The 25,487-nt window shown below is 69.2% G+C and carries 23 protein-coding genes; 8 read left to right on the top strand and 15 right to left on the bottom strand.

Features of this window, described 5'->3' with window-relative positions:
• Positions 1–3: 3 nt before the first annotated feature.
• The 5 genes from recO to uvrC form a co-directional block, all read right to left on the bottom strand.
• Entirely contained in the window at positions 4–615 is a 612-nt protein-coding gene (recO, locus tag D1610_RS05465; RefSeq protein ID WP_118863148.1) for a DNA repair protein RecO, read from the bottom strand.
• Positions 616–726: 111 nt separating this feature from the next.
• Positions 727–1,635, bottom strand: a complete 909-nt coding sequence (locus D1610_RS05470; protein ID WP_245941997.1) for a GNAT family N-acetyltransferase — start codon at positions 1,633–1,635, stop codon at positions 727–729.
• The gene (locus D1610_RS05475) at positions 1,632–2,582 is read right to left on the bottom strand and encodes a polysaccharide deacetylase family protein (RefSeq protein ID WP_182466711.1); all 951 of its coding nucleotides are present in this window, start codon (positions 2,580–2,582) and stop codon (positions 1,632–1,634) included. Before D1610_RS05475 ends, D1610_RS05470 begins: the two co-directional genes overlap by 4 nt.
• A 49-nt stretch (positions 2,583–2,631) precedes the next feature.
• The gene (locus tag D1610_RS05480; protein WP_118863149.1) at positions 2,632–5,427 is read right to left on the bottom strand and encodes a DUF3857 domain-containing protein; all 2,796 of its coding nucleotides are present in this window, start codon (positions 5,425–5,427) and stop codon (positions 2,632–2,634) included.
• A gap of 298 nt (positions 5,428–5,725) precedes the next feature.
• On the bottom strand, positions 5,726–7,648 hold the full coding sequence (gene uvrC / locus D1610_RS05485) for an excinuclease ABC subunit UvrC (protein ID WP_118863150.1): 1,923 nt from the start codon (positions 7,646–7,648) through the stop codon (positions 5,726–5,728).
• A gap of 94 nt (positions 7,649–7,742) precedes the next feature.
• Here uvrC and D1610_RS05490 point away from each other — a divergent pair, with 94 nt between their 5' ends.
• Positions 7,743–8,486, top strand: a complete 744-nt coding sequence (locus D1610_RS05490; RefSeq protein WP_118863151.1) for a class I SAM-dependent methyltransferase — start codon at positions 7,743–7,745, stop codon at positions 8,484–8,486.
• A gap of 15 nt (positions 8,487–8,501) precedes the next feature.
• Here D1610_RS05490 and D1610_RS05495 read toward each other — a convergent pair whose 3' ends face one another.
• The 7 genes from D1610_RS05495 to D1610_RS05525 form a co-directional block, all read right to left on the bottom strand.
• A complete protein-coding gene (locus D1610_RS05495; RefSeq protein ID WP_118863152.1) occupies positions 8,502–8,894 on the bottom strand; it encodes a DUF6766 family protein in 393 nt (130 codons plus the stop codon).
• 62 nt (positions 8,895–8,956) lie between these two features.
• The gene (locus D1610_RS05500; RefSeq protein WP_118863714.1) at positions 8,957–9,463 is read right to left on the bottom strand and encodes a CinA family protein; all 507 of its coding nucleotides are present in this window, start codon (positions 9,461–9,463) and stop codon (positions 8,957–8,959) included.
• A 54-nt stretch (positions 9,464–9,517) separates the two neighbouring features.
• On the bottom strand, positions 9,518–10,102 hold the full coding sequence (locus D1610_RS05505) for a F0F1 ATP synthase subunit B family protein (RefSeq protein ID WP_118863153.1): 585 nt from the start codon (positions 10,100–10,102) through the stop codon (positions 9,518–9,520).
• A gap of 11 nt (positions 10,103–10,113) precedes the next feature.
• Positions 10,114–10,599, bottom strand: coding sequence for a F0F1 ATP synthase subunit B family protein (locus D1610_RS05510; RefSeq protein WP_118863154.1), 486 nt, complete (start codon positions 10,597–10,599; stop codon positions 10,114–10,116).
• 26 nt (positions 10,600–10,625) lie between these two features.
• On the bottom strand, positions 10,626–10,850 hold the full coding sequence (locus tag D1610_RS05515) for a F0F1 ATP synthase subunit C (RefSeq protein WP_118863155.1): 225 nt from the start codon (positions 10,848–10,850) through the stop codon (positions 10,626–10,628).
• A 30-nt stretch (positions 10,851–10,880) separates the two neighbouring features.
• On the bottom strand, positions 10,881–11,630 hold the full coding sequence (locus tag D1610_RS05520) for a F0F1 ATP synthase subunit A (protein WP_182466712.1): 750 nt from the start codon (positions 11,628–11,630) through the stop codon (positions 10,881–10,883).
• A gap of 4 nt (positions 11,631–11,634) precedes the next feature.
• Positions 11,635–11,937 (bottom strand): AtpZ/AtpI family protein, encoded by a 303-nt coding sequence (locus D1610_RS05525; RefSeq protein ID WP_182466713.1) that lies wholly within the window; start codon positions 11,935–11,937, stop codon positions 11,635–11,637.
• Between the two features lie 268 nt (positions 11,938–12,205).
• On the opposite strand from D1610_RS05525, the gene D1610_RS05530 reads away from it, so the two are divergent.
• Both D1610_RS05530 and D1610_RS05535 read left to right on the top strand, forming a co-directional pair.
• The gene (locus D1610_RS05530; RefSeq protein ID WP_118863716.1) at positions 12,206–13,045 is read left to right on the top strand and encodes an RcnB family protein; all 840 of its coding nucleotides are present in this window, start codon (positions 12,206–12,208) and stop codon (positions 13,043–13,045) included.
• A gap of 73 nt (positions 13,046–13,118) precedes the next feature.
• Positions 13,119–13,796, top strand: coding sequence for a prolyl hydroxylase family protein (locus tag D1610_RS05535; RefSeq protein ID WP_245941998.1), 678 nt, complete (start codon positions 13,119–13,121; stop codon positions 13,794–13,796).
• 96 nt (positions 13,797–13,892) lie between these two features.
• On the opposite strand, the gene D1610_RS05540 is transcribed toward D1610_RS05535, so the two are convergent.
• The 3 genes from D1610_RS05540 to D1610_RS05550 all read right to left on the bottom strand — a co-directional run bounded on the left by D1610_RS05540 (position 13,893) and on the right by D1610_RS05550 (position 19,273).
• Positions 13,893–14,621, bottom strand: coding sequence for a DsbA family protein (locus D1610_RS05540; RefSeq protein ID WP_118863717.1), 729 nt, complete (start codon positions 14,619–14,621; stop codon positions 13,893–13,895).
• A gap of 1 nt (position 14,622) precedes the next feature.
• Complete coding sequence (locus tag D1610_RS05545; protein ID WP_118863158.1) at positions 14,623–15,984, bottom strand: M48 family metalloprotease; 1,362 nt, start codon at positions 15,982–15,984, stop codon at positions 14,623–14,625.
• Between the two features lie 667 nt (positions 15,985–16,651).
• Complete coding sequence (locus D1610_RS05550) at positions 16,652–19,273, bottom strand: Rne/Rng family ribonuclease (RefSeq protein WP_245941999.1); 2,622 nt, start codon at positions 19,271–19,273, stop codon at positions 16,652–16,654.
• 433 nt (positions 19,274–19,706) lie between these two features.
• Here D1610_RS05550 and D1610_RS05555 point away from each other — a divergent pair, with 433 nt between their 5' ends.
• The 5 genes from D1610_RS05555 to prfB all read left to right on the top strand — a co-directional run bounded on the left by D1610_RS05555 (position 19,707) and on the right by prfB (position 25,453).
• Positions 19,707–20,900 carry an N-acetylmuramoyl-L-alanine amidase gene (locus tag D1610_RS05555; protein ID WP_118863719.1) on the top strand — a complete coding sequence of 398 codons (1,194 nt, stop codon included), beginning with the start codon at positions 19,707–19,709 and terminating at the stop codon, positions 20,898–20,900.
• 41 nt (positions 20,901–20,941) lie between these two features.
• On the top strand, positions 20,942–21,265 hold the full coding sequence (locus D1610_RS05560; RefSeq protein WP_118863159.1) for a type II toxin-antitoxin system HigB family toxin: 324 nt from the start codon (positions 20,942–20,944) through the stop codon (positions 21,263–21,265).
• On the top strand, positions 21,255–21,632 hold the full coding sequence (locus D1610_RS05565) for a helix-turn-helix domain-containing protein (RefSeq protein WP_118863160.1): 378 nt from the start codon (positions 21,255–21,257) through the stop codon (positions 21,630–21,632). Before D1610_RS05560 ends, D1610_RS05565 begins: the two co-directional genes overlap by 11 nt.
• A gap of 92 nt (positions 21,633–21,724) precedes the next feature.
• A complete protein-coding gene (locus D1610_RS05570; RefSeq protein ID WP_118863161.1) occupies positions 21,725–24,235 on the top strand; it encodes a penicillin-binding protein 1A in 2,511 nt (836 codons plus the stop codon).
• A gap of 90 nt (positions 24,236–24,325) precedes the next feature.
• On the top strand, positions 24,326–25,453 hold the full coding sequence (gene prfB / locus D1610_RS05575) for a peptide chain release factor 2 (RefSeq protein ID WP_118863162.1): 1,128 nt from the start codon (positions 24,326–24,328) through the stop codon (positions 25,451–25,453).
• Positions 25,454–25,487 lie beyond the last annotated feature (34 nt).

Raw genomic sequence — 25,487 nt, forward strand, 5'->3', positions numbered from 1 at the left:
CGGTTACGCAACCGCCCTCTTCAGCCGCGTCAGCAGCCGCTCGCGCGCATCGAACGCATGGCCGCGACGATCGGCGAACAGGTGACGATGAAGCCCGGCGCCGATCGCATCGAGCGCGCGCAGCAGATCCGGCCAGGCGGCGTCGCCGCCGGGCAGGCCGGGCATGGCCTCCGCATAGCCCAGCTCGCGCAGCACCAGCGCTTCATAGCGCACCAGCGCCGCCGCCCAGCCGCGCGCCGACGGCGCCGCGCCGATCGCGTCGAGCACGCCTTCGAGCGCCGCATGCAGGCGTGGATAGGGCTGCGCCTCCGGCAGCGCGGATGCGGTCAGCGCGCAGGCCCAGTCGATCGCCGCCGCCGCCAGCGGATCGGCGTAGAGCGGCGCGCGGCTCTCGGTCAGCTCCAGGGTCAGGCTGCCGAGCTGATCATCGGTGCGCGCGCGCCATTCGCCGATGACGGTGTTGCCCGGCTGCAGGATCGGCCGCAGCCGGGTCGACCGCCCGCCGCGGACATAGCCCGCCTGCAAGCCGTGCTCGGCGGTCAGCGCGCGCACCACCGCGCCATGCTCGCCATGCGCGCGGATGGCGACGACGATGGCGGGTGCGCGGATGTGCATCGCCGACCTATGCCCCATCCCGTCGCCCCTGCGAAGGCAGGGCCGCTGGTTTGCGGCACTGCCAATTTTTGCGTTTGCCGATTGCGGCCCCTGCCTGCGCAGGGGCGACGGTCATGCCCTTCGCAGCCTTTGCGTGAGCGGCCTGAGAGCGGGGATCGCGGCGGCGCGCTTGCCCAGCGCCATCGCGCGGTCGAACCGGTCGAGCGCGCCCAGCACGACTCGGTTGGCCAGCGTCGGCCGCAGCAGCAGCAGATCGACGCACGGCGCGCCGCCGGTGGCGAAGGCGCGCTTGTGCTGACCCTCTCCGCTGGTGAAGTCCATGCGCCCGAAGCGCGCTTCTTCCATCGCGTCCTTGAGCGCGCCCGCGAGCAGCACGACGCCGGGCGACAGATCGCCATGCGCCGGATCGTGGCCGAGCCGGTCGTAGATCAGCGTGCCGCCCTCCGCCGGGCAATAGAGATAGGCGATCGCCTCGCCGCGCAGGAACAGCAGCCAGCCGCGCGCCCGGTCCTGCGCCGCCAGCTCTTCCATTTCGCGCAGGAACGCGTCGTCGGCGGGCAGCCCGGCGTCGAGCAGCTTTTCCTGATAGGTCGCCGCCGACACGCCGCGCGCGAGGGCATGAAACGCCGCCAGTTCGCCGGGCGTGCGATAGGCGCGGATATCGATCGCGCCGCCGCCCGCCTCGGCCATCCGGCGCTGCTTGCGCTTGAGGCTGCCGCGCGCATTGCCCGACAGCCCCGCCAGCCAGCCGTCCCAGCCGAGCGTCAGATCGACGAAATAGCGCGTATAGGCCTGGCGCAGATGGACGATCAGCCCGGCAGCGCGGCGGCTGACCGCCGAAAGGCGCGGCGCCGGCAGCGAGACCACGCTGTAGCCGTCCTGCGCGGCCGCCAGCGGCGGCAGATCGGGCAGCGCGCCCGCCAGCACCTCGCCCAGGTTCAGCTCGACGCGGTGCAGCCGCCTTGGCACGCTGACCAGCGTGCGGGCGCCGATCTGGAAGCGGATCGGCGTGGGCGTCACGCGGCGCGCTCCTCGACCCAGTTGGACCAGAGCTGTTCGGCCTGGCGCAGCCGCGTGCGCAATGTGCTCGGGCCGAGAGGGCGGTCGTGTTGGCCGAGCGTCAGGACGGGCCGATCGGCGAAGTGCTGCGTCGGCAGCGCGGCGCGCCGCTCGGCGAGCAGCGCGCACAGCGAATCGAAACGGCTGCGATGAACGCGATTGGCCCGCGTGCCGGCGCGGTTGGCCAGCTCGAAACCGTGGCTGACGATCACCACCGCGGCGTGATCGTTGGCCTCGGCATGGGCGAGCGCGGCGCGCATCTCGGCGGCGGACAGCGCGCAGATCTGGAAATGGCGCAGATTGCCGGCGCGATCCTCGATCAGCGTCACCGGCAGCTCGATCAGCCCGCGATGCGCGACGGGCGCGATCCGGTCGCGCGGCAGGCCGATCGCGCTGGGCCAGGGATGCTCTGAGCCGTTATGGCTGCTGTCATAGGCGAAACCGAGCGCCGCCAGCGCATCGAGCGTCGCGTCGTCGGCCGAATAGCTGCCGGCGCGAAAGGCGATCGGCCGGGGCGCGCCGGCGCGTTCGAGCCAGTCGCGCGCCTCCGCCAGCATCGCCCCCTGCGCGGCCGGATCATAGTCGATCAGCTCGAACGAGGCGGCGGCGGCGCGATCCGCCCCCGACGCGCCCGTCCAGTTGGGATGAAGGTGCAGCTGCACCTCCTGGCCGGCATCGACGATCGCGCCGACCAGCCGCTTGAACGGTTCGAGCCCATAGAGGCGGGCGGGCATCGGATCGACGAAGAAGGTCGCCTTCAGCCCGTGCGCGTTCAGCCGGCCGAGCTGATATCCGATCCCGACGCCCGCAGGCTCGATCGACCGCGCGTAGATCGCGTCCGCAGCGAGCCCGGCTGCATGGTGCCGCCACATCAGCTCGGTATCGATCGTCAGGAATATGGGGGTCATGCCCCCGGCTCCTAGCCGGCGGAGGTGAAGAAACCGCCAACCCTTCGCGTCAGCGCAGGATTCCCCAGCGCCGGTAATCCTCCTCCATCCGTGGGTTGATCAGCCGCGCCGCCGCCAGATCGGCGTCGCCGCCGGCGATATCGCCCGTCTGGCGACGCAATATGCCGCGCAGATAGAGGCTGGCGTCGATCGACGGATCGATCGCGAGCGCGGCGTCCAGATCGGCGCGCGCGTCGTCCATCCGCCCCATTCGGAAATAGACCAGCGCGCGGCTGTCGAGCGGGCCCGCCGGATATTCCGCGAGCTCGATCGCCTTGGTGCAGTCCTTGAGCGCGGTGTCGAGCGAAACCCCAAGGGTCGCCTTCTGCCAGCAGCGCGTGTTGAGCGGCGCGGCGCTCGCCGGCCCGGCGGCGACCGCGGCGTCGGCGGCGGCGATCGCCGCATCGGTCCGCTCGGCACGGGCGAGCGCGTCGCTCTTCATGCTCAGAAGGGCCGCCTTGTCCTTGCCGGCCGAAGCGATTCGCTCGTCGAGCAGGGCGATCGCCTCGTCGATCTTCCCCGCTTCGCCGAGCAGCCATACCCTCTGGCTGAGCACGCCGATCGATTCGGGGTCGAGCGCGGCGGCCGCCTCCACGTCCGCCATCGCCTTCGCGTCGTCGCCATTGTTGACGTGCAGCCGCGCGCGCCACAGATAGGCGCCCACGTCCGGCTCCTTGGCGATGATGCGATCGACGTCGGGAATCGCTCCGCGATAGTCATGGATGCCGTCCAGGAACGCCGCGCGGCTGCGATAGGCCGCGAGATCGTCCGGGTCATGCTTCTGCGCCTGGTCGAACAGGTCCATGATCCTGGCGAAGCGCTTGGTCTTGCGCGCATCCAGCGCCAGCCGCCAGCGCGGCGGCGCGTCGGCGGGCGCGATGGCGCGCAACAGGCGCGACTGGGCCTTGGCGAAGGCGGCGCGCTCCGCGGGGACCGCATCCGGCGCGATCTCGGCGCCGGACGATTCCCACCGGTCCTCCACCGTCAGCCAACCGCCGTCGAGCGTCGCCTTTCGCGTCATGTCGATCCCGGCGAGCCGCGCGGGCAGGCTGGTGTCGCCCTCCAGCGTGAACCCCTTGCCGTCGTTGGGCAGCTTGATGCGGGTGCGATAGACGGTCGTCGACGGCGCGCCCGTCGCGACCGGTATCGCCTTCCACGCGGCCCGGGCGCGATCCGGATCGAAGCTCAGATCCGTGACCGCGCGATCGAGCGTGGTGCGGAAGCGGCCCTGCTCATAGTCCCAGCGATCGGTCGTCAGCCCGTTGGCCTTGATCCGGACGATCGCCTCTTCCGCATCATAGGCCAGCGAGTGATCGGCGATCAGCCCGGCATCGATGGTGCGGCCGACGATGCCGCGCACCATCTCCTCCTTCTGGTCGTCGTTCGCCTGGAGCGCCGCGGCCTGCAGCATCTCCGCCGTCACGCCGCGCACCGCGACCTCGATGGCATAGGGCGTGGGCAGGTCGACGCCCGCGCTCTGATCGATCTCCAGATCGACCGACAGGTCGGGCCGGGCGTTGGCGTGCATCGGCAAGGGCGCCAAGTCGGCGCCGTCCTCGCGCAGGGGTAACACATGGCGAAAGGGCGGGCTGTCGGCCAGATCGGCCTCGCGCGTGCCGGTGGTGGTGCCGTCCAGCCACAAGGGCCGGCCGTCGATCACCGCGCGGACGATGACATGATCGAAGGCGCCCGCCGAGGGCAGGCGCTCGGGCGCGATGTCGCCCAGCGCGCTGTTGACCAGCACCGCCTCCGCCTCGATCCCCATCCGGTGCAGCATCGCCAGCAGCAACAGCGTCTTCGCCTTGCAGTCGCCGTAGCGCAGCGTCCAGGTCTCGGCGGGCGATTGCGGCACATAGTTGCCGCCGTCCATGCCGCGGAAGAGATACCGCACATCATCCTGCACCAGCCGAAGCGCCGCCGCCGCCCGGGCCAGAGGCGTCGCGTGGGCGCGCATGATCGCGTCGGTCCTTTCCGCCAGCGCGTCGCCGTCGACGATCTTTCCCTCGGTCCGGTAGAGCGGGGCCATGGTGCGCGACACCGCGCGCCAGTCGGCGAAGGTCGAGGCCTCCGCGATCGGCGGGCGCTGATAGCGCATCGGCGCATCGGACGGCAGCTCCGGCGTCTTGGGCAGGGGAACCGGCACTTCCATCACGGCATATTCGCCCTGGGTGCTGGTGACCGGCCTGGCGTCGTCACGGAAGGTCTTGAACCGGACCTTCTCGTCCTTGGGCCAGAGCAGGCGGACGCGCGCGAATCCGGGGCTGGCCTCCTCGGGTATCAGCACCGCGACGGTCTGGACGTTGCCGCCCAGCGCCTGGTCCTTGCGCGTGATCGATGCGGTCAGGCGCAGCACGTCGCCGACGCGAAGCCCTTCGGCGGTCATGGTCGCCGTCAGGAGGCCCGTGAGCTTCAGCTGTTCGAGTTCCTGCTCGCGGCGCAGCACCGCGAAGCGCTCGCCCTTCGCCAGCAGGTCGATCTCCTCGCCGTCGCGGACGATCTGCACGCGGTGGATGATGAGATCGCCCTGGTTGGGCATCCAGGGAATGGCGATCGTCCCGGCCTGGTTGAGCATCTGGGTGGAGGCGATGCGGGTCGCGGTGTCGACATAGGCCCACAGCTCACCCTCCTCCAGCTTCTGCTGGAAATCGGCGATCAGGAGCGGCGGGGCCGATGCGATCTTGTCCTTGGCCGGCAAGGCCGCCTGCTTCGCCCATGCCGGCGCCGGCGCATAGATCGGCGTGTCGCCCGCATGCGCCTGGGTGGCGACCAAAGCGGTCGCGGCCAGCAAGAAGCCCCGCATCATCATCGAATTACCCCCGTGTTTCCCGCAGTGTAGCGGGCGGCGGGCGATCGGCAAAGGGTATTGGCGGCAAGCGCCGTGCGAATCCACGGACGAAGACCAGCGGGACCATCCGCCGCCTTGTTGGACGAATAGGACGGTGGCGCGTCGCGCCCCGCTCAACTTCGCCTAGCCAGCAAGCTGGCAAGGCTTCGTATCTCTCCCCTGAAGGGGAGAGGAGGGGCGCGCGTACTTTCTCTCTCCCCTTCAGGGGAGAGATACGCAGGGTTGCGCGCCAAGCGCGCTAGCCGGAGTTGAGAGGGGCTCAACGCGCGTGGTAGAAATCATAGACCTGTTGCGCGACCGCAGCTGACACGCCGGGAGCCTGCTGCAGGTCACGGAGGCTGGCGTTCCTGACCGCGCGGGCGGTGCCGAAGTGCATCAGCAGCGCCTTCTTGCGCGCGGGGCCGATGCCGGGCACCTCGTCCAATGGGCTGGCGCCGATCGCCTTGGCGCGCTTCGCCCGATGCGCGCCGATGGCGAAGCGGTGCGCCTCGTCGCGCAACCGCTGGAGGTAGAACAGCACCGGCGAGTTGACCGGCAGCTGGAACTCGCGCCCGTCCATCAGGTGGAAGACCTCACGCCCCTCGCGGCCGTGATGCGGCCCCTTGGCGACGCCGACCAGGCACACATCCTCGATGCCGAGATCCTCGAGCACCGACTTCGCCACATTGAGCTGCCCCCGGCCGCCGTCGATCAGCACCAGATCGGGCCAGCCGTCGCCGTCGCGATCGGGATTCTCCTCGGCGGCGCGGGCGAAGCGGCGCGAGAGCATCTCGCGCATCATGCCGTAATCGTCGCCGGCGACGGTCTCGGCACGCCGCATGTTGAACTTCCTGTACTGGCCCTTGCGGAAACCCTCGGGGCCGGCGACGACCATCGCGCCCAGCGCGCTCGTGCCCTGGATGTGGCTGTTGTCGTAGATCTCGATACGGTCGGGCGGCCCGGCGAGATCGAACAGATCGGCGACCTCGCGCAGTAGCTTGGCCTGGGTGGTGCTCTCCGCATTGTGACGGTCGAGCGCCTCCTCTGCGTTGCGCGTCGCCTGCTCGATCAGCCGCCGCCGCGTGCCGCGCTGGGGAACCGACACCGCCACCTTGTGCCCGGCGCGCTCGCACAATGCCTGCTCGACGATCTCGCCTTCGGGCAGGTCGCGGTCGACAAAGATATTCCGCGCCGGCGGCACCTCCTCGTAGAATTGCATCAGGAAGCTCTGCAGCACCTCGGCCTCGGGCACGTCGGCGGTGTGCGCTGGAAAGAAGCTGCGATGGCCCCAATTCTGCCCGCCGCGGATGAAGAAGGCCTGGATGCCCATATGGCCGTGCTTGCAGGCGAGCGCGAAGATATCGGCGTCCCCCACCCCTTCGGCGTTGATCGCCTGGGTGCCCTGGATGAAGGTCAGCGCCTTCAGCCGGTCGCGCAGCACCGCGGCCAGCTCGAAGTCCATTCGTTCGGCGGCGTCCTGCATCTGCGCCCCGAGCTTGGCCTGGACCTGGGTCGATTTTCCCGCGAGGAACGCCTTGGCGTCGCTGACCAGCTCGCCATAGGCCGCCTGGTCGATCCGCCCGACGCACGGCGCGGAGCAGCGCTTGATCTGGTAGAGCAGGCACGGCCGGTCGCGCGTCTTGAAGAAGCCGTCGGTGCAGCTCCTCAGCAGGAACAGCTTCTGCAGCGCGTTGAGCGTGCGGTTGACCGATCCGGCGCTGGCGAACGGCCCATAATAATTGCCCTTCGCGCGCCTGGCGCCGCGATGCTTCTGGACGCGGGGGAAGTCGTGATCGGCGCGCAGCAGGATGAAGGGGAAGCTTTTGTCGTCGCGCAGCAGCACGTTGTACGCCGGGCGGTAACGCTTGATCAGCTGCGCCTCCAGCAGCAGCGCCTCCGCTTCGTTGTTGGTCGTGACGATGGTCATGCCGCGCGTCTGCGCGACCATCCGCTGCAGCCGCTTGGGCAGCCGTTCGACCTGGGTGTAGTTGGTCACACGGTTCTTGAGCGCGCGCGCCTTGCCGACATAGAGCGTGTCGCCGCGCGCGTCGTTCATCCGGTACACGCCGGGCCGGGCCGGCAGCGTCTTCAACACGTTGCGGATCGCCGCCACCCCCGCCGCGAGATCGGGCGCGTCGGAGCCGCGAACGGTGTAGGTGGCCTTTTCCTCGTTGAAGCGATCGGGCGTGTTGGGGGACGACATGAGAGGCATTTAGGCGGCGGCGCCGCCGCCAGCAACGTGCGCTTGATCGGGGCGCAATTCGGCGTAGCCTCACCCGACGAGGGAGGAGTCGTCCATGAAGAGCCTGATCATCGCCGCGCTGCTGATCGGCGCGCCCGTCCCACTCGCCGCGCAGACGGTGTCGCCCGCGATCGAGGCGGCGCTCGCCGATCCCGCACGACCCGCCGCCGACAAGGAACGCGACGCGGCGCGCAAGCCGGGCGAGATCCTGGCCTTCGCCGGCATCGAGCCGGGCGACAAGGTGGCCGACTTCATCATGGGCGGCGGCTATTTCACGCGCATCCTGTCCGGCATCGTCGGTGAGAACGGGCGTGTCTACGCCTATCAGCCCGCCGAGTTCATCGCCTTCCGCGCCGATTACGGCAAGGAGCAGGACGAGGCCGTCGCCGGCCGCAAGAATGTGACGCCGAGCCGGGGCAAGCTTGGCGAGATCGCCTTTCCCGAACCGCTCGACGCGATAGTCACGGTGCAGAACTATCACGACCTGCACCTGAAGGCCGCGCCGCCGGGTGCGGCGGCATTCATCACTAAGCGGCTCTACGACGCGCTCAAGCCCGGCGGCGTCTTCCTGGTGGTCGATCATGTCGCCGCGCCCGATCCCGACTTCAAGGCGCCCGATACGCTCCACCGGATCGATCCGGCGGCGGCGCGCAAGGAGATCGAGTCGGTGGGCTTCACGTTCGAAGGCGAGCTGCCGCTGCTGCGCAACCCAGCCGATCCGCACACCGCCAGCGTGTTCGACCCTTCGATCCGCGGCAAGACCGATCAGTTCATCTACAAGTTCCGCAGGCCCCTATAGAGCAGCATCGCCGCCTCATTCCCCGTGCGCATGGGGTTGGGCGTGGCCGTGGGTCCGCAGATAGCGCTTGTCGATCTCGTCGATCAGCGCGTCGGCGCGTTCGCCGCCGGCGAGCTTGAGCAACTCGTCGATCTTCGCCTCGACCCGGTCGTCATTCTCCTTCGACGAGGGCGAGCCGACATAGAGGAAATAGGCGAGGCCCACGACCTGCCACAGCAGCTGAAGGAACTCAGACTGCCAGTTCTCGAAGGTGTCGCGGCTCAGCTCTATCGCGAACTCGCCGAGCTCCGGCTGCTGGCCGTGCTGTGCCGCTTCCTGCACGAACGCGTACCAGCCGAATATCCAGTGACCGGCGATCGAGAGCAGGAAGAAGGCGATCGTGATCCAGGCGTAGGAATAGCGTTTCATGACATCCTCCTGCGGCGCTTGCGTCAGCGGCGTAACGACCGGCGGGAGATTGTCGTTCCGGATCAGCCCAGGCAGGCGCCGATCATGTCGAGCGCGGTGCGCACGCAGGCGATGCGCGTCTCGCCGCGGCCGATATCGCCGAAATGCTCTTCGCGATGCTGCGGCGAGCCGCCGCGGCGCAGGCAGGCGAAATGGACGAGGCCTGGCTCGTCGCCGGGTCCGCCCGGGCCGGAGAAGCCGGTGACGGCCAGGCAGATGTCGGCGCCCGAATGGGCGATCCCGCCCTCCGCCATCGCCACCGCGACATCGCGCGAGACCGCGCCTTCGCGCTCGATCAGATCGGCGGGAACGCCCAGTATCTCGGCCTTGGCCTCATCGGTATAGACGACGAAGCCGCGTTCGAAGACATGGCTGACGCCCTCCACATCGGTCAGCACCGACGCGATCAGCCCGCCGGTGCAGCTCTCAGCCGTCGCCAGGCGCAGTTCCCGCTCGCATGCCGCCTTGAGCACGCGGTGGACCGCAGCCTCGACGTCTTCCGGCAGCGCGGCGGATAATGTTTCGGTCATGCTGATCTCCTGTCCCCGCCCCAACGCGGCTGAAGGACAGGTGTTGCGACGCGATCAGTTCGGCCGGCCGAGCCCGGCGATGGTGCGATCGACGATCGCCTTGTCCGCGCCGGCGTCATGGCGCTGGGCGATCAGCTCGGCGGCGGCGGCCGCGGCGGCCGCGGCGGCCTTGGCGCGGACCTCGGCGATCGCGCTGCGCTCGGCGGCGGCTATCTTGTCCTCGGCCATCTTGGCGCGGCGCGCCATCAGATCGGCGGCGTCGGTCTCGGCCTTGGCGAGCAGGCCCTCGGCCTCGGTCTGGGCGTGGGCGATGATCGCCTCGGCATCGCCCGCGCTCGCCGCCTGGCGCGCCTTGGCGTCGGCCAGCAGCGCTTCCGCCTCGGCACGGATCGCCTTGGCCTCGTCGAGCTCGCGCCTTGTATCGGCGATGCGCTGATCGAGCGCGGCGGCGATCTTCCGCGGCGCCTTCATGACGAAGATCGCGAGCAGGAAGAAGATGGTCAGGCCGACATAGACCCAACCCTCGGCGCCGAGCCCCAGCAATGTCGGGTGCGCGTCGTGATGCGCCCCGCCGTCCGCCTCGGTGAGGGCGACGGTGTTGTCGAGCGCGGCCTGCGCGGAAGGAGCGCCATGCGCCATGTTCGTCGTCCTTACGCGGCCAGCGCGCCGCGCGCAGCGGCGGTGGCGGCGGTTGCGTCGGGGCGCGCGCCGGTCAGCCGCTCGACGATGTCGGCGGCGACGTCCGCGGCGACGCCCTCGATCTCGCTCAACGCCCGGCTGCGCGCGCCGGCGAGGTCGGCCTCTGCGGCGGCGAGGCGCGCGTCGTTGGCGGAATTGCCTTGGGCGAGCTTCGCCTCGAGCGCGGCCGTGGCCTTGCCCTTGGCCGCGCCTACCGTGTCGCGCGCGCTGTGGCGCGCCGCCTCGATGCCGGCGTCATACTCTTCCGCCATGCGGTCGGCATCGGCCTTGGCGGTCTCCGCCGCGGCGATGTCGCCCGTCACCGTCGCCTCGCGCGTCTCCATCACGCGGCCCAGCTTGGGCAGCGTCAACGCCACGACCCCGAAATACAGGATCGCGAAGAAGACCGTCAGCCAGACGAGCTGGGGGACGAAGACGGCAAGGTCGAACTGAGGCATCGGGCGCGGCCCTGGCTGCTACGTGCTTACGAGAAGGCGAGCGCGAGCGCGACGACCGCCGCGATCAGGCCCAGCGCCTCGGTCACGGCGAAGCCGAAGATCAGGCGGCCGCCCATCTTGGCGTCGGCTTCCGGATTGCGCAGCGCGCCGTTCAGATAGTTGCCGAAGATGGCGCCCACGCCGATGGCGGCGAGGCCCGCACCGATCGCCGCGAGGCCGGCGCCGATGACGCGTGCTGCTTCTGCTTCCATGATCTTTCTTCCTTGAGGTTAAAATGGTTGTCAGTGAAGGTTGATGGCGTCGTTCAAGTAGAGCGAGGCGAGGAGCGCGAACACATAGGCCTGCACCACCGCGATCAGCACCTCGAGCGCCGAAAGCGCGACGTTGACCGCGAGCGGCAGGATGCCGAACACATAAGGAAGCGCCCCGAACGAACCCAGCGTGACGACGAAGGTGCCGAACACCTTCAGCAGCACGTGCCCCGCGGTCATGTTGGCGAAAAGCCGGATGGCGAGCGTGAACGGACGGCTGAGGAAGGAGAGGAACTCGATCACGAACACGAACGCGCCCAGCGCGGGGTTGGTCCCCTTCGGCCAGAACAGCGTGAAGAAGTGCAGTCCGTGCTTCCAGAAGCCGACGATGCAGACGATCGCGAACACCAGCACCGCCAGCCCCAAGGTCACCGCGATATGGCTGGTGGGCGTGAACGCCCCCACCCAGGGCAGCAGGCCAAGCAGGTTGCAGGCGAGCACGAACATGAAGATCGAGAAGATCAGCGGCGCATAGCGCCGGCCTTCGGGTCCGACATTCTCGTCGAGCATCTTTCGGACGAAATCATAGGTGTATTCGACCGCCGCCTGCCAGCGTCCGGGCACGAGCTGCGGCCGCGCGGTGCCGACGAACAGGAAGATCGCGATCGACGCCAGCGCGATCGCCATCCACATCGACGAATTGGTGAAGGACAGATCATAGCCCCCCGCCTCGATCGGGTGGAGCACGCGGATGGCGAACTGTTCCATCGGGCCGGCCATCGGGTCAGTCCTTGCTTCCGGTGGTGGGATCGGCGTCGAACTGCGCCGAGGTCTTCATCGCGCGGTAGACGCCGGCGACGAAGCCCAGCACGAGCATGCCGATCATGATCCAGGGCGCGGTGCCCGCGAACCGGTCGATCAGCCAGCCGATGAATGCGGAGATCAGGACCACGCCGACGAATTCAATCCCGACCGCCCAGCCGCGGCTCTCGGACGCGCCTTCGGCCCGGCTGACGCCGCGGTCGTGCGCCGCCTTGGCATCGGCGATGCGCTTGTCGAGATCGTCGGATTGGCGGTCGTCGGCCACGGCGAACGGGGTTCCTGATAGAAAAATGTCGCCCGGCGAACGCCACGGCGACCACAGCCCCAAGGGCAAGGCCCCGGCGCGCGGTCCGTCTAGATTCGCTCCCATCCTGAGTCAACACCTGCGGAAAGGGGCGCGAAGCGGGATCGCACCTCCCCTTTCTTTCATTTCGCTGTCATCACAATTCAGCCGCTTGTCAGCCGACTCGATGCATAAGGGCGACAGGATGAGGGACCGGACTGTCCGGGAAACCCCCTTGGAGGCAATGTCCATGCGTACCCGTTCGGCCCTTCTGGCCCTCTTGATGGCCGCCACCGCCGCCATCCCCGTCGCCGCGCAGGCGCAGGATCGCGGCAATCGCGAAAACCGCAGCGAGGCCCGCCAGCAGCGCCAGGAGGCGCGGCAGCAGGCGCGCGCCGAGCGCCGGGCGGAACGGCCCGCCAGCCAGGCGGAGCGCCAGCGCCCGCAGCGCGCCGAGAACCGCGCGGAGCGCCGCGAGGCGCGCGTGCCGCAGAACCGCGCGGCGCAGCGCGACCGCTGGGCCAACCGCATGGCCGATCGCGCCGAGCGCCGCGAGCTCGGCCGTCCCGCAACCCAGGACCGCCGCGAGTTCCGGCAGGAGCGGCGCGAGGATCGCCGCGATTTCCGCCAGGAGCGCCGCGAGAATCGCCGTGACCTGCGGCAGGGGAACATAACGCGTCCCGAATTCCGCCAGGAACGGCGAGAAGACCGCCGTGATTTCCGCCGCGATCGTCGCGACGACCGGCAGGACTATCGTCGCGATCGGCGCGACGATCGGCAGTGGAACCGCGATTGGCGCAATGATCGCCGCTACGACTGGCGGCGCTACCGGCAGTATAACCGCAACGCCTATCGCATGCCGCGCTACTATGCGCCGCGCGGCTGGGGCTATGGCTATCGCCGCTTCTCGATCGGGGTACACATCGCGCCGATCCTCTATGGCTCGAGCTACTGGATCAACGACCCGTGGCAGTATCGCCTGCCGCCGGCCTACGGCCCCTATCGCTGGGTCCGCTATTATGACGATGCGCTGCTGGTCGACATCCACAGCGGCTATGTCGTCGACGTGATCGAGGACTTCTTCTGGTAAGTCCCGCAACAGGCACGCAGCCGGAGGGCCCATGCAGCGATGCATGGGCCCTCTTGCGTTCGGCGGGGTCCGGATGGCAGCACGAAGCGCGATGATCGAGTTTCACGGCCACCCGTCGAGCAAGCGCGCCGCGATCGGCGCGCAGGTCGCCGCGCATCTCGATCGGGTCGCGACGCGGATCGAAGCGCCGGGCGTCGAGCTCTATTACCGGGAGGCCTTCCTCTCCCAGGACGAATGCGCCGCGCTGATCGCGCTGATCGACGCCGACAGGCGGCCGAGCACGCTGTTCCCCGAGGATGCGCAGGCCGATTTCCGCACCTCGGAAAGCTGCGACCTCGATACCTGGTCGCCGCTCGTCCGCACCGTCGACGCGCGCTTCGCCGAACTGCTCGCGCTGCCGCCCGCCAATGCCGAGACGCTGCAGGGGCAGCGCTACGGCCCGACGCAGAAATACGGCGCGCATCACGACTTCTTCAGCGAGACGAGCGCCTATTGGAAGAAGGTCAGCGCGGTCGGCGGGCAGCGCACCTGGACCGCGATGGCCTATCTCAACGTGCCCGAAGCAGGCGGCGGCACCAATTTCCCGCGGCTCGGGATCGAGGTGCAGCCGCGCGTCGGCATGGTGGTGATCTGGAACAACATGGCCGCCGACGGCAGCCCCAATGTCGCGACGCTGCACGAGGGGCGTCCGGTCGAGGCGGGGGTGAAATATGTCGTCACGAAGTGGTTCCGGGAGAACGCCTGGGGCTGACGTCGCCCCTGCGCAGGCAGGGGCCGCTGGGTTTGTGCCACATCGAACGCCGCGTGTGCCGACTGCGGCCCCTGCCTTCGCAGGGGCGACGGCTGGTCACTTCGCCCGCGCCTCGGCGACCGCTTTCTTGAGCGCTTCGTAGCCGACGGCGCCGTTCAGCACCTGATCGCCGACCACCCAGGTCGGCGTGCCGGTCGCGCCGAGCTGGCGGGCGAGCGCCAGATTGTCCGCGATCTCGGTCTCGACGCGGTCGGTGCGCATCGCGGCGGTGGCGCGCGTCGTGTCGATCCCGGCCTTGGCGTTGGCGATTCGGATCGTCTCGGCGCCGGGGCGGCCCGCTTCGTAGAGCGCGTCGTGGAAGGCGACGAACTTGCCCTGCTCCGCCGCCGCCAGGCTGGCGCGCGCGGCGACCTCGCTCTCCTCGCTCAGCACCGGCAGCTCGCGGAACACGACCTTCACGCCCTTGTCCTCGGCGATCAGCCGGTTCACGTCGGCCAGGCTCTGGCGGCAGAAGCCGCAGGCATAATCGAAGAACTCGACGACGGTCACGTCGCCCTCGGGATTGCCCGCCCAGGCGCCGGCGAACGGCGTCTCGATCGCCTTGCGATTGGCGTCGACCACCTTGGCGAGCTCGCGCGCGCGCAGCCTTTCGATCGCCTCGGGAATGATCTCCGGATGCTCCAGGATATAGTCGCGCACGATCGCCTCGATCCGCGCCTTCTCCGGATCGCTCGCGACCTGCCCCGTCGCCTGCAACGCGAACATCGCCCCCGCACCCGCAAGCGCGGCCAAGCCGATCACCATGGCGTAGATTCCTTTGGTCATGTCAGCGCCGGCGGTTGCCGCGCTCATTCTCCAGCTCGGCGCGGCTGGCCATGGCGATGTCCTGCGCGCGCAGCCAGTCGGGCGAGCTGCTGTTGATCTGTCCCATCGCCTGCTCCGCGCTGATCAGCGCGAGGCGGTGCTGGCCTTGCAGGCTGTGCCGCTCGGCGGTGGCGAGCGCCGCGCGCGCGGTATCGCCCTTGCGCGCATAGGCGACGCCCAGCGAATACCAGGCGAAGGGATTCTCCCGGTCGCGCGCGACCGCGCGGCGCAGCACGCGCTCGGCCTCGTCCAGATTGGCGGGCGATTCGGTCGCCAGCAGCGCATGGCCGAAGGTGGTCGCGATCAGCGGCGATCCGCCCGACCGCTCGACGGCCTCGCGGAGCGGCGCCAGCGCCTCCTCCGGCTTGCCCGATTCGAGCAGCACCTGGCCCTTCAGCTCCAGGAAATAGGGATCGTGCGGATCGGCCGCGATCAGCGCGTTGACCTCCTCCACCGCCTTGTCGGGATAGGCGCCGCGGTGCCAGGCATAGGCGCGGGCATAGTGGGCTGGCACGCTCGTGTTGCTCGCCGGGAAATCGCGCATCGTCTGCGGCGGTTCCTGGATGAAGCCTTCGAGCTTCGCCTTCACCCGCAGGAAGCGCGCCTGAAGCTTCGGATCGGTCGGTTTGTCCCAGGCGGGCTGGTTGCGGAAATTGCCCTCCAGCGCGGCGATGCGCTCGCCCGAAAGCGGATGCGTGCGCGCGTAGCTGTCCTCCTGCGGGATCGCGAGGCGGAATTCCTGGTTCTGCAGCTTCTTGAAGAAGTCGATCGATCCGCGCCCGCTGATCCCGGCGGCGTTCATGTAGCGCGCACCGGCGGCGTCGGCCGAGTTCTCCTGCGCGCGGTTGAACGCGAGGAACTTCCCCATCGCCGCCTGCTGCCCCGCCGCGAGGATGCCCGCGCCGGCATCGCCCGCGCCCGCCGCGATCGCCGCGACGCCGAGCAGCAGCGAGACGAGCGTGATGCCCGTCGCGGTCGCCATGCCTTCGGAAAAGCGGATGACGTGCCCGCCTTCGATATGGCCGATCTCGTGCGCGATCACGCCCTGCACCTCACCGGCGTCGTCCGCCGCCTGGATCAGGCCCGAATGGATATAGACCGTCTGCCCGCCGACGACGAAGGCGTTGATCGACGGATCGTTGATCAGCACGACGTCGAGATTGCCCGGCGCCAGCCCCGCCGCCTTGGCCAGCGGCGCCGCCATCTCGTCGAGCAGCGCCTCGGTCTCCGCGTCGCGCAGGATCGATTGCGCCGCCGCCGGCTGCAACGCGATGAGCGCGGCCGCCGTGATCGCGGCGGCCGCGCGCAGAAAGCCGTTTCGCATCACCGCCCCATGACGCGGCGGGGCTGAACCGCGGATGAAAGGCACGGCCGGGTGGCGGGGACCGGTATCGCCGCCTCCGATTCGCCCGGCCGGAAGGTGAGGAAGGTGAGACCAGGTGCCCCCTCATTCCCCCTTCCCCGCGAACGGTGCCGGAAGCGGTTCGAGCGAGGCGAGAACTGAAACATGACCCAGTGCTGCCAGCCGAAATCCTATTAGGAAAGCCCTAAATCACGTCACGGGCCAATCGGCATTTGGAGTCTGTCCCATTCTACTCGGCCCCCCTTCTTCGTCGCCCCTGCGCAGGCAAGGGCCTATCCCGTTGCGCCTCAGACGGCAGCGCCTACGGATGGGCGGGATGGGCCCCTGCCTGCGCAGGGGCGACAAAAAGGGGAACGAGTTCAACCTGAACAGGACAGACTCTGGCTGGCTACGGCACATTTTCCCTTTTTTCCGTCACCCCGGACTTGTTCCGGGGTCCATCGTGCGGCGAGGTTCGCCCTCAGGAATCGGACGCCGCGCTCGCGACGCCATGGTGTCCGAGCTTTGGCTTGCCGGGGGCAAGCCAAAGCTCGGACACGGAACAAGTCCGGTGTGACGGGGAATTATGTGATCCTGACGTCTCAGCGCTAACGCCGATCCGTCCTATAATTCCAGCCCCGTGCGCTTCTCAGGCGCCGAAGGTCCGCTGCCACCAGCCGCGGCGCGGCGCGCCGTCCGGGCCGGTTTCGCCCTCGCCCGGTTCGCCATTGGCGTCGTTGGCCGCGGACGGCGCCTCGGGCGCCGCGTCGGGTTCGGGGGCCGCCTCGGCTTCCGCCTTCTTGCGGCGGGTGCGCTTGGGCTTGGGGGCTTCCGCCTCGGGCTCGACGGCCGGCGCGACCGGCTCGGCGGAGGTCACCAGCTCTGCCTCGGCATCGGCCTTCTTGCGGCGCGTGCGCTTCGGCTTGGCCGGCGCTTCGGCTTCGGTTCCGGCCACGGGCTCCGGCGCCGCCTCGACGGCCGGCGCGGCCGCTGCCTCGACGTCGGCCGCGCGGGCGCGAGGCCGGCGGCGGGCGCGCTTGGGCGCTTCGGCGGGCTCGGCCTCCTCTGCCTGGGCGATCTCGGCGGGCGCGGGCTGCGGCTCGGCAACGGCCGCGACCGCTTCGTCCGACGCCGCCGACGCGATGTCGTCCTCGGCGCGGACCTCGCCTTCGCCGCGACGGCCGCCGCGGCGGCCGCGGCGGCGGCGCTTGCGCGGCTCGCCGGAGCGCTCGCCCTCCTCGGCTTCAGGCCGCTCCTCGGCTTCGACGTCCGTGTCGCCTTCGGCCGATTCGCCCTCCTCGCCGGCTTCGGCCTCGGCGGGCGCTTCCTCGTCGCGGCGGCCGCGACGGCCGCGACGGCGGCGGCGGCGGCGCGAACGGCCCTCGCCCTCGTCGTCGCCACGCTCGCGGCGGCCCTCCTGGCGATCGGCATCGTCCTCGGCCTCGACCTCCTCCTCGTCGACTTCCTCGACATAGTCGTCTTCGGGCTCTTCGATCACGGCGGCGATGCGCGGGGCGTGGGCCGGGGGCGGCCCGCCGACATCCACGTTCATCCGGGCGCCTTCGGCTTCGCCATCGGCCTGAACCTCGATGGTGACGCCGTAGCGGTCCTCGATCTCGGCGATGTCGGCGCGCTTCTTGTTGAGCAGGTAGAAGGCCGCTTCCATGCTGGCGCGCAGGCGCAGCTGCGATCCGCGGCCGCGCGCGGCCTCGTCCTCGAGCAGGCGCAGCGCGGACAGGCCGGCGGACGAGGCGGTGCGCACCAGCCCGGTGCCCTCGCAATGCGGGCAGACGCGGGTGGACGCTTCGAGCACGCCGGTGCGCAGCCGCTGGCGGCTCATCTCCATCAGGCCGAAGCTGGAGATGCGGCCGACCTGGATGCGCGCGCGATCGTTGGCGAGCGCCGCCTTCATCGCCTTTTCGACCTTCCGGACGTTGGAGTTGTTGTCCATGTCGATGAAGTCGATGACGACCAGCCCGGCCATGTCGCGCAGGCGGAGCTGGCGGGCGATCTCGGCGGCGGCCTCCAGATTGGTCGCGGTCGCGGTCTGCTCGATATTGTGCTCGCGCGTGGAGCGGCCCGAGTTGATGTCGATCGACACCAGCGCCTCGGTGGGGTTGATCACCAGATAGCCGCCCGATTTGAGCTGGACGACGGGGTTGTACATCGCCGCCAGCTGATCCTCGACATGGTTGCGCTGGAACAGCGGCACCGCGTCCGAATAATGCTTCACCCGCTTGGCGTGGCTGGGCATCAGCAGCTTCATGAAATCCTTGGCGGCGCGATAGCCCTCCTCGCCCTCGACGATCACCTCGTCGATGTCGCGATTGTAGATGTCGCGGATCGCGCGCTTGATGAGATCGCTGTCGCCGTAGATCAGCGCCGGCGCCGACGAGGCGAGCGTGGTCTCGCGGATGCCGTCCCACAGCCGCGCGAGATAGTCGAAGTCGCGCTTGATCTCGGTCTTGGTGCGCGAGAGCCCGGCGGTGCGGACGATGCAGCCCATCGAGGGCGGCAGCTTCAGCTCCGCCATGATCGACTTCAGCCGCTTGCGGTCGCCCGCGTTCGAGATCTTGCGGCTGATGCCTCCGCCATGCGTGGTGTTGGGCATCAGCACGCAATAGCGCCCGGCGAGCGACAGATAGGTGGTCAGCGCCGCGCCCTTGTTGCCGCGCTCCTCCTTGACGACCTGGACCAGCAGCACCTGACGGCGGCGGATCACGTCCTGAATCTTGTAGCGGCGGCGCAGGTTCATGCGGCGCTGGCGCAGCGCCTCGACCGCGTCGGCGTCGCTGCCGCCCGGCTTCTCGGCGGCGGGGGCGGCCTCCTCGCCGTCCTGCTCGTCCTCATGGTCATGATCCTCGTCATGCTCATGATCGTCGTGCGCGGCCTCCTCGTCGCGCGGCTCGTCGTCGTCCCCGGCCTCGGCGCGGGCGTCCTCCTCGGCATCCTCGGCGGCGCGCAGCGCGGCCTCCTCGGCGGCGTGCTCGGCCTCTTCGCGGAGCAGCGCCTCGCGGTCCTCCTTCGGGATCTGGTAGTAATCGGGATGGATTTCGCTGAACGCCAGGAACCCGTGGCGGTTGCCGCCATAATCGACGAACGCCGCCTGCAGCGACGGTTCGACCCTGGTCACCTTGGCGAGATAGATGTTGCCCTTGAGCTGCTTGCGCTCGGCGCTTTCGAAATCAAACTCCTCGATCCGGTTTCCCTTGACGACGGCCACGCGGGTTTCCTCCCGGTGGCGCGCGTCGATCAGCATGCGCATTGTCATTGAAAAATCTCCAGGCGCGCAGGGTCCGTCCCCGGTTCGCGCCGTCAATGTGGATGGCCGCGGAGGCGCGTTCGCGCCGCCCCCGGCCCCGTGGATGATGGATAATCGCTGCTGCTGCGCGCGCAGCCCCGGCCGTCGGCCGGGCGCCGCCCCGTCCCACGCCGTCGCCGCGCGGGGCGGGCGATTGCGGGAGGGCAGTGATATGCGACATGCAGCGTCAACCTGTTCGAGTCTGGCCGCGTTTGGCGTCGCGGCCGATCGTTTGCCGGACACGAAAATGCGGCGAAGCATAGTCCCGGCCACAGGTGCCTAGCACCGGGCCGCGGCGGCGGCAACAAATCTGACGCACGGGATTCGCGGGCATCGCCCGCGGGCGCTTCGGGCCAATTTGCGCTGGACCCGCCGCGCATGGCCGATACATCAGGTGCGCGTGATGGGGACGATCGCCTGGATAATGGCCTGGCTGTTCGGCGCGCCGGCGGCGGCGCCGGCGGTCGAGCAGGTCCGCGTGGCCGACAATCGCGTGATCATCCGCTTCGACGGCGTGGTCGACGGCGCGAAGAGCTTCCTTGTCGCCGATCCCGATCGCATCGCCATCGACATCGCGGGCGCGACCGCGGGAGAGTCGGCGCGGGCCGCGGGGCTCGTCGCCGCCGTTCGCCAGGCCGATCGCCCGGGCGAAGGCGCGCGCATCCTGCTCGACCTCACGCGGCCGGCGATCGTCGGCGGCGGCCGCTTCACCGACGACGGCCGCGGGCTGATCCTCGATCTGCGGCCGGTCGACGCCGCCGCCTTCGCCAGCGCCGCGCGGGCGGCCGCCGCCAGTTTCTCCAGCCCGGCGGGCGCGCGCGCCAATGCCGACCGCTACAGCGTGTCGCTGCCGGTTCCGCCCAAGCAGCCGAGCGTGCTGCCCGAGATCACCGGCGGCGACGAGACCCGCCCGCTGGTGGTGATCGACGCCGGCCATGGCGGGCACGATCCCGGCGCGATCAGCCCGCACGACGGCACCTACGAAAAGGACGTGACGCTCGCCATCGCCCGCGCCACGCGCGACGCGCTGGTGGCGACGGGCCGCGTGCGCGTCGCGCTCACCCGCGATTCGGACCGGTTCCTCGTCCTCGCCGAGCGCTATCGCCTCGCCCGGCGCATGGGGGCCGACCTGTTCGTTTCGATCCATGCCGATTCGGCGGAGAACCGGAACGCGCACGGCGCCACCGCCTATACGCTGAGCGAGATCGCCTCGGACAAGGAGGCCGCCCGCCTCGCCGCGCGGGAGAACCGCGCGGACATCCTCGCCGGGGTCAATCTGGGCGCGGAGACCAATGCGGTCTCCTCGATCCTGATCGACCTCACCCAGCGCGAGACGATGAACGCCTCCGCCAGCTTCGCCCGCCTGCTGGGCCGCGAGGCGGAACCGCTGATCCCGACCAGGGACGTGTTCCACCGCATGGCGTCGCTGATCGTGCTCAAGGCGCCGGACATGCCCTCCATCCTGTTCGAAACGGGCTATCTTTCGAACGAGGACGATGTCCGCCGGCTGACCTCACGCGACGGCCGCCGCGCGGTGGCCGAGAGCCTGTCCAACGCGATCGAGATCCATTTCGCGCGCCGTCTGGCGGCGCGATGACAGCTTGCGCCCATTTTGGGAGCATACTATGACCTGACCCGATGCGGATCATCGCCCGGCGAACATTGCGGGAATTCGTCGCCGAACGCGCCGGGCACAAGGATCAGCCCGCGCTCAAGGCGGCGCTTGATGCGTGGTTTGCCGAGGTGAGCAGGGCGAGATGGTCGAGCACCGCCGATGTAAAGCGGCTCTATGCCACCGCGAGCATCGTCAGCGCCGATCGGATCGTGTTCAACATCAAGGGCAATGATTATCGGTTGGTCGCCGCCGTGGATTTCGAGAAGTCGATTGTTTGGATAAAGTGGATCGGCACCCATCGGGACTATGACCGGATCGATGTAAAGGACGTGAAGCATGGCGACTGAGGTCAAGCCGATCCGTTCGGAAGCGGATTATGAAGCTGCGTTGGAAGATATTGCGGCGCTGTGGGGCGCGAAAAGCGGCACTCCTGCGGGCGATCGGCTCGACGTGCTCGCCACGCTGATAGATGCCTATGAAGCGCAACACCATCCCATCGATCCGCCCGATCCTGTTGAAGCGATCAAGTTCCGCATGGATCAGCAGGGGATGACGCGAAAGGACCTCGAAGACATCATCGGCACACGCACCCGCATTGCCGAGGTGCTCAACCGCAAGCGGAGCCTGTCGATCGGGATGATCCGACGCCTGCACGATCGCCTGGGCATTTCAGCCGAGGTGCTGATCCGCCCGTCGCGCAAGGAAGCCGCGTAACGCCCGCTCCCCCTATGCTTTCGGCCGTGCGCTGGAACCCGCTCCGCCCAGACCGTTGCGGCAGGTGAACATAGTCCCTACAGCCTGCCGCTATGGCGGGTTCGGATGAATCGAGTTTGCGTTTGCGCCTCACGCGCGATGTCGAAGGTGTGCGCGGCTTCGCGCGGCGGGCGTGGCGGCGCTGGTGGGTGCGGTGGATCGTCTATCTCGGCGCGGCCGGGCTGATCGCGGCGCTTGGCCTCTACATCGCCATCGCGCGCGACCTGCCCTCCATCGAGAAGCTCAAGACCTATCAGCCGCCGCTGCCGACGCATGTCCGGGGCATCGACGGCGAGCCGATCCAGTCCTATGCCCGCGAACGCCGGGTCGAGCTGACCTATGCCGAATTCCCGCCGCTCCTGGTGCGCGCCTATCTGGCGGCGGAGGACCGCACCTTCTTCGAGCATGGCGGCCTGGATTACCCCGGTCTGGTCCGCGCCGCGTTCGAAGGGATCATGAGCGGTTCGACGCCGCGCGGCACCTCCACCATCACCCAGCAGGTCGCCAAGAACCTGCTCTTGACCAACGAGGTGAGCTATATCCGCAAGGCGCGCGAGGCGCTGCTGGCCTATCGGATCGAGGACGCGCTTCCGAAGGAGCACATCCTGGAGCTCTATCTCAACCAGATATTCCTCGGCCGCAACGCTTACGGCGTGCAGGCGGCGGCGCGCGCCTATTTCGGCAAGGACCTGAAGGAGCTGAGCCTCGCCCAGTTCGCCTATCTCGCGATCCTGCCCAAGGGGCCCGCCAACTATACGCCCGAGCGCGACATGGAGCGCGCGCTGGAGCGGCGGAACTGGGCGCTGGGCGAGATGCTGCGCAACGAGTTCATCACCCCCGAGCAGCACGCCGCGGCGATCGCCGAGCCGCTCGGCACCGTCCCCAACTTCGCCCGCGCCGACACCAATGTCGGCGGCTATTTCGTCGAGGCGGTCCGCCGCCAGCTGATCGAGAAGTTTGGCGAAAGCGCCGAGGACGGACCCTATTCGGTCTATGCCGGCGGGCTGTGGGTGCGCACATCGTTCGACCAGCGGCTGCAGGGCTTCGCCGAGGAGGCGCTGCGCGACGCGCTGGTGCGCTACGAGCGCGGGCGCGGCTGGTCCGGCCCGGTGCGCGAGATCGAGGATCTGGGCGAGAACTGGCAGCGCCAGCTCGCCGGGCTCAATCTCGGCGCGGGCTATCCCGAATGGCGCATCGCGGTGGTCGTCGCCAAGGACGCCGCCGACGCGACGATCGGCTTCACCGACGGCAAGACCGCGAGCCTGCCGCGCTCCGCCGCGCAGATGCCGCGCCGCGGCACCTCCACCCCGGCCTTTTCCGCGCTCAAGGCCGGCGACGTGATCGCGGTCGAGCAGGCGGGCGGCGCCTGGGCGCTGCGCTCGATCCCCGTCGTCTCGGGCGGCATGGTGGTGCAGGACCCGCATACCGGACGCGTGCTCGCCATGCAGGGCGGGTTCGACAGCCGCCTCGCCAGCTTCAACCGCGCGACGCAGGCGATGCGGCAGCCGGGATCGACGATCAAGCCGTTCGTCTATTCCGCCGCGCTCGAACAGGGGATGACCCCGGCGACCCAGATCATCGACGGGCCGTTCTGCGTCTATCAGGGCGCGGCGCTGGGCCAGAAATGCTTCCGCAACTTCGCCAACCAGCGCGGCGCGGGCGCGCAGACGATGCGCTGGGGCATCGAGCAGTCGCGCAACCTGATGACCGTGCGCGCCGCCAGCCAGACCGGCATGGACAATGTCGTCAAGATGATCGAACGCGTCGGAATCGGCAAATATTCGCCCTTCCTGTCGATGGCGCTGGGCGCGGGCGACACCACGGTCATGAACATGACCAACGCCTTCTCGATCCTCGTCGCCAACGGCCGCGCGCTCAACCCCAGCCTCATCGACGTCGCGCAGGACCGCGACGGCAAGGTGATCTTCCCCGAAAACTGGCGCGCCTGCCAGAATTGCAACCAGCGCGAATGGGACGGCAAGGCGATGCCGCGCCCGCGCGTCCGCATGCGCCAGGCGATGGATCCGCTGACCGCCTATCAGATGGTCCATATCCTCGAAGGCGTGGTCCAGCGCGGCACGGCGACCATCCTGCGCGACCTGGGCCGTCCGCTGATGGGCAAGACCGGCACCTCCTCCGGGCCGACCAACGTGTGGTTCATCGGCGGATCGGCCGATCTGGTCGCCGGCGTCTATATGGGCTTCGACCAGCCGCGCAGCATGGGCGGCTACGCGCAAGGCGGCACCATCGCCGCGCCGATCTTCAAGCAGTTCGCCGTGAAGGCGTTCGAGGGGATGGACGTCGTCCCCTTCCGCGCGCCCGAGGGCATCCGCATGGTGCGGATCGACCGCCGGTCCGGCCGGCGCGTGTTCGGCGCATGGCCGTCGGGCGATGATCCGCGCGCGGCGGTGATCTGGGAGGCGTTCAAGCCCGAAAGCGAGCCCCGCCGCACCATCCGCCGCGAGGAGATCGTCGAGCGCGCCAAGGACAAGGACCGCGAGGACCTGCGCATCGAACGCGCCCGCGACAGCGACTTCTTGCAAAGAGAGGGCGGCATCTACTAGGCGTCGCCCCGGCGGAGGCCGGGGCCGGTGGCGATGGCGTCCTCAATCATTTAGCGGCCCCGGCCTTCGCCGGGGCGACGGAGCAGTCCAATGCGCGCCGAAGCGCAAGCCCATGTCGACAGCATCAACGAGGCGCTGGCGCTGCTGCGCCGCTTCCTCGACTGGGATCGCGCGCTCCGCCGGCTCGACGAGCTCAACGCGCGCGTCGAGGATCAGGCGCTGTGGAACGACCCCAAGGCCGCGCAGGAGGTGATGCGCGAACGCCGCCGGCTGGACGAGGCGATCACCGCCACGCGCGCGATCCAGAGCGAGCTGGACGACACCGTCGAGCTGCTCGAGATGGCCGAGGCCGAGGGCGACACCGCGATGGAGGCCGACGCGGTCGAGAGCCTCGCGGCGCTTTCCAGGCGGGCCGAGCATGACAAGGTGCAGGCGCTGCTCGCCGGCGAGGCCGACGCCAACGACACCTATGTCGAGGTCAACGCCGGCGCGGGCGGCACCGAGAGCCAGGACTGGGCGGGGATGCTCCAGCGCATGTACACCCGCTGGGCCGAGCGCCGCGGCATGAAGGTGGAGCTGGTCGATCAGCATTCGGGCGAGCAGGCGGGCATCAAGTCCGCGACTTTGCTGCTGAAGGGCGAGAACGCCTATGGCTTCGCCAAGACCGAAAGCGGCGTGCACCGGCTGGTGCGGATCAGCCCGTACGACAGCGCCGCGCGGCGCCACACCAGCTTCGCCAGCGTCTGGGTCTATCCCGTGGTCGACGACAATATCGACATCGACATCAACGAAAGCGAGCTGCGCATCGACACCTACCGCGCGTCGGGAGCGGGCGGGCAGCATATCAACACCACCGATTCGGCGGTGCGCATCACGCACCTTCCCACCGGCATCGTCGTCCAGTGCCAGAACCAGCGATCGCAGCACAAGAACAAGGCGGAGGCCTATAACCAGCTGCGCGCGCGCCTTTACGAAGCCGAGTTGCAGAAGCGCGAGGCCGAGGCGAACGCGACCAACGCGACCAAGACCGATATCGGCTGGGGCCACCAGATCCGGTCCTATGTCCTGCAGCCGTACCAGATGGTGAAGGACCTGCGCACCGGCGTCACCTCCACCTCCCCCGGCGACGTGCTCGACGGAGACCTCGACGAGTTCATGGCCGCCGCGCTATCCCAGCGCGTGACCGGAGAAACGGTCGAGGTGGAGGACGTGGATTGATTTTTGCCCGGCTCCGTTCGTGTCGAGTAGAGCC

Origin of the sequence: Sphingomonas gilva (assembly GCF_003515075.1) — a bacterium.
In the GTDB taxonomy this organism is placed as follows: Bacteria; Pseudomonadota; Alphaproteobacteria; order Sphingomonadales; family Sphingomonadaceae; genus Sphingomonas; species Sphingomonas gilva.

What these genes read in the sequence shown, in the direction of transcription:
- recO (WP_118863148.1), bottom strand. Translation starts at nt 615, where the DNA reads ATGCACATCCGCGCACCCGCCATCGTCGTCGCCATCCGCGCGCATGGC.
- D1610_RS05475 (WP_182466711.1), bottom strand. Translation starts at nt 2,582, where the DNA reads ATGACCCCCATATTCCTGACGATCGATACCGAGCTGATGTGGCGGCAC.
- D1610_RS05480 (WP_118863149.1), bottom strand. Translation starts at nt 5,427, where the DNA reads ATGATGATGCGGGGCTTCTTGCTGGCCGCGACCGCTTTGGTCGCCACC.
- uvrC (WP_118863150.1), bottom strand. Translation starts at nt 7,648, where the DNA reads ATGTCGTCCCCCAACACGCCCGATCGCTTCAACGAGGAAAAGGCCACC.
- D1610_RS05490 (WP_118863151.1), top strand. Translation starts at nt 7,743, where the DNA reads ATGAAGAGCCTGATCATCGCCGCGCTGCTGATCGGCGCGCCCGTCCCA.
- D1610_RS05495 (WP_118863152.1), bottom strand. Translation starts at nt 8,894, where the DNA reads ATGAAACGCTATTCCTACGCCTGGATCACGATCGCCTTCTTCCTGCTC.
- D1610_RS05500 (WP_118863714.1), bottom strand. Translation starts at nt 9,463, where the DNA reads ATGACCGAAACATTATCCGCCGCGCTGCCGGAAGACGTCGAGGCTGCG.
- D1610_RS05505 (WP_118863153.1), bottom strand. Translation starts at nt 10,102, where the DNA reads ATGGCGCATGGCGCTCCTTCCGCGCAGGCCGCGCTCGACAACACCGTC.
- D1610_RS05510 (WP_118863154.1), bottom strand. Translation starts at nt 10,599, where the DNA reads ATGCCTCAGTTCGACCTTGCCGTCTTCGTCCCCCAGCTCGTCTGGCTG.
- D1610_RS05515 (WP_118863155.1), bottom strand. Translation starts at nt 10,850, where the DNA reads ATGGAAGCAGAAGCAGCACGCGTCATCGGCGCCGGCCTCGCGGCGATC.
- D1610_RS05520 (WP_182466712.1), bottom strand. Translation starts at nt 11,630, where the DNA reads ATGGCCGGCCCGATGGAACAGTTCGCCATCCGCGTGCTCCACCCGATC.
- D1610_RS05530 (WP_118863716.1), top strand. Translation starts at nt 12,206, where the DNA reads ATGCGTACCCGTTCGGCCCTTCTGGCCCTCTTGATGGCCGCCACCGCC.
- D1610_RS05535 (WP_245941998.1), top strand. Translation starts at nt 13,119, where the DNA reads ATGGCAGCACGAAGCGCGATGATCGAGTTTCACGGCCACCCGTCGAGC.
- D1610_RS05540 (WP_118863717.1), bottom strand. Translation starts at nt 14,621, where the DNA reads ATGACCAAAGGAATCTACGCCATGGTGATCGGCTTGGCCGCGCTTGCG.
- D1610_RS05545 (WP_118863158.1), bottom strand. Translation starts at nt 15,984, where the DNA reads ATGCGAAACGGCTTTCTGCGCGCGGCCGCCGCGATCACGGCGGCCGCG.
- D1610_RS05550 (WP_245941999.1), bottom strand. Translation starts at nt 19,273, where the DNA reads ATGACAATGCGCATGCTGATCGACGCGCGCCACCGGGAGGAAACCCGC.
- D1610_RS05555 (WP_118863719.1), top strand. Translation starts at nt 19,707, where the DNA reads ATGGGGACGATCGCCTGGATAATGGCCTGGCTGTTCGGCGCGCCGGCG.
- D1610_RS05560 (WP_118863159.1), top strand. Translation starts at nt 20,942, where the DNA reads ATGCGGATCATCGCCCGGCGAACATTGCGGGAATTCGTCGCCGAACGC.
- D1610_RS05565 (WP_118863160.1), top strand. Translation starts at nt 21,255, where the DNA reads ATGGCGACTGAGGTCAAGCCGATCCGTTCGGAAGCGGATTATGAAGCT.
- D1610_RS05570 (WP_118863161.1), top strand. Translation starts at nt 21,725, where the DNA reads ATGGCGGGTTCGGATGAATCGAGTTTGCGTTTGCGCCTCACGCGCGAT.
- prfB (WP_118863162.1), top strand. Translation starts at nt 24,326, where the DNA reads ATGCGCGCCGAAGCGCAAGCCCATGTCGACAGCATCAACGAGGCGCTG.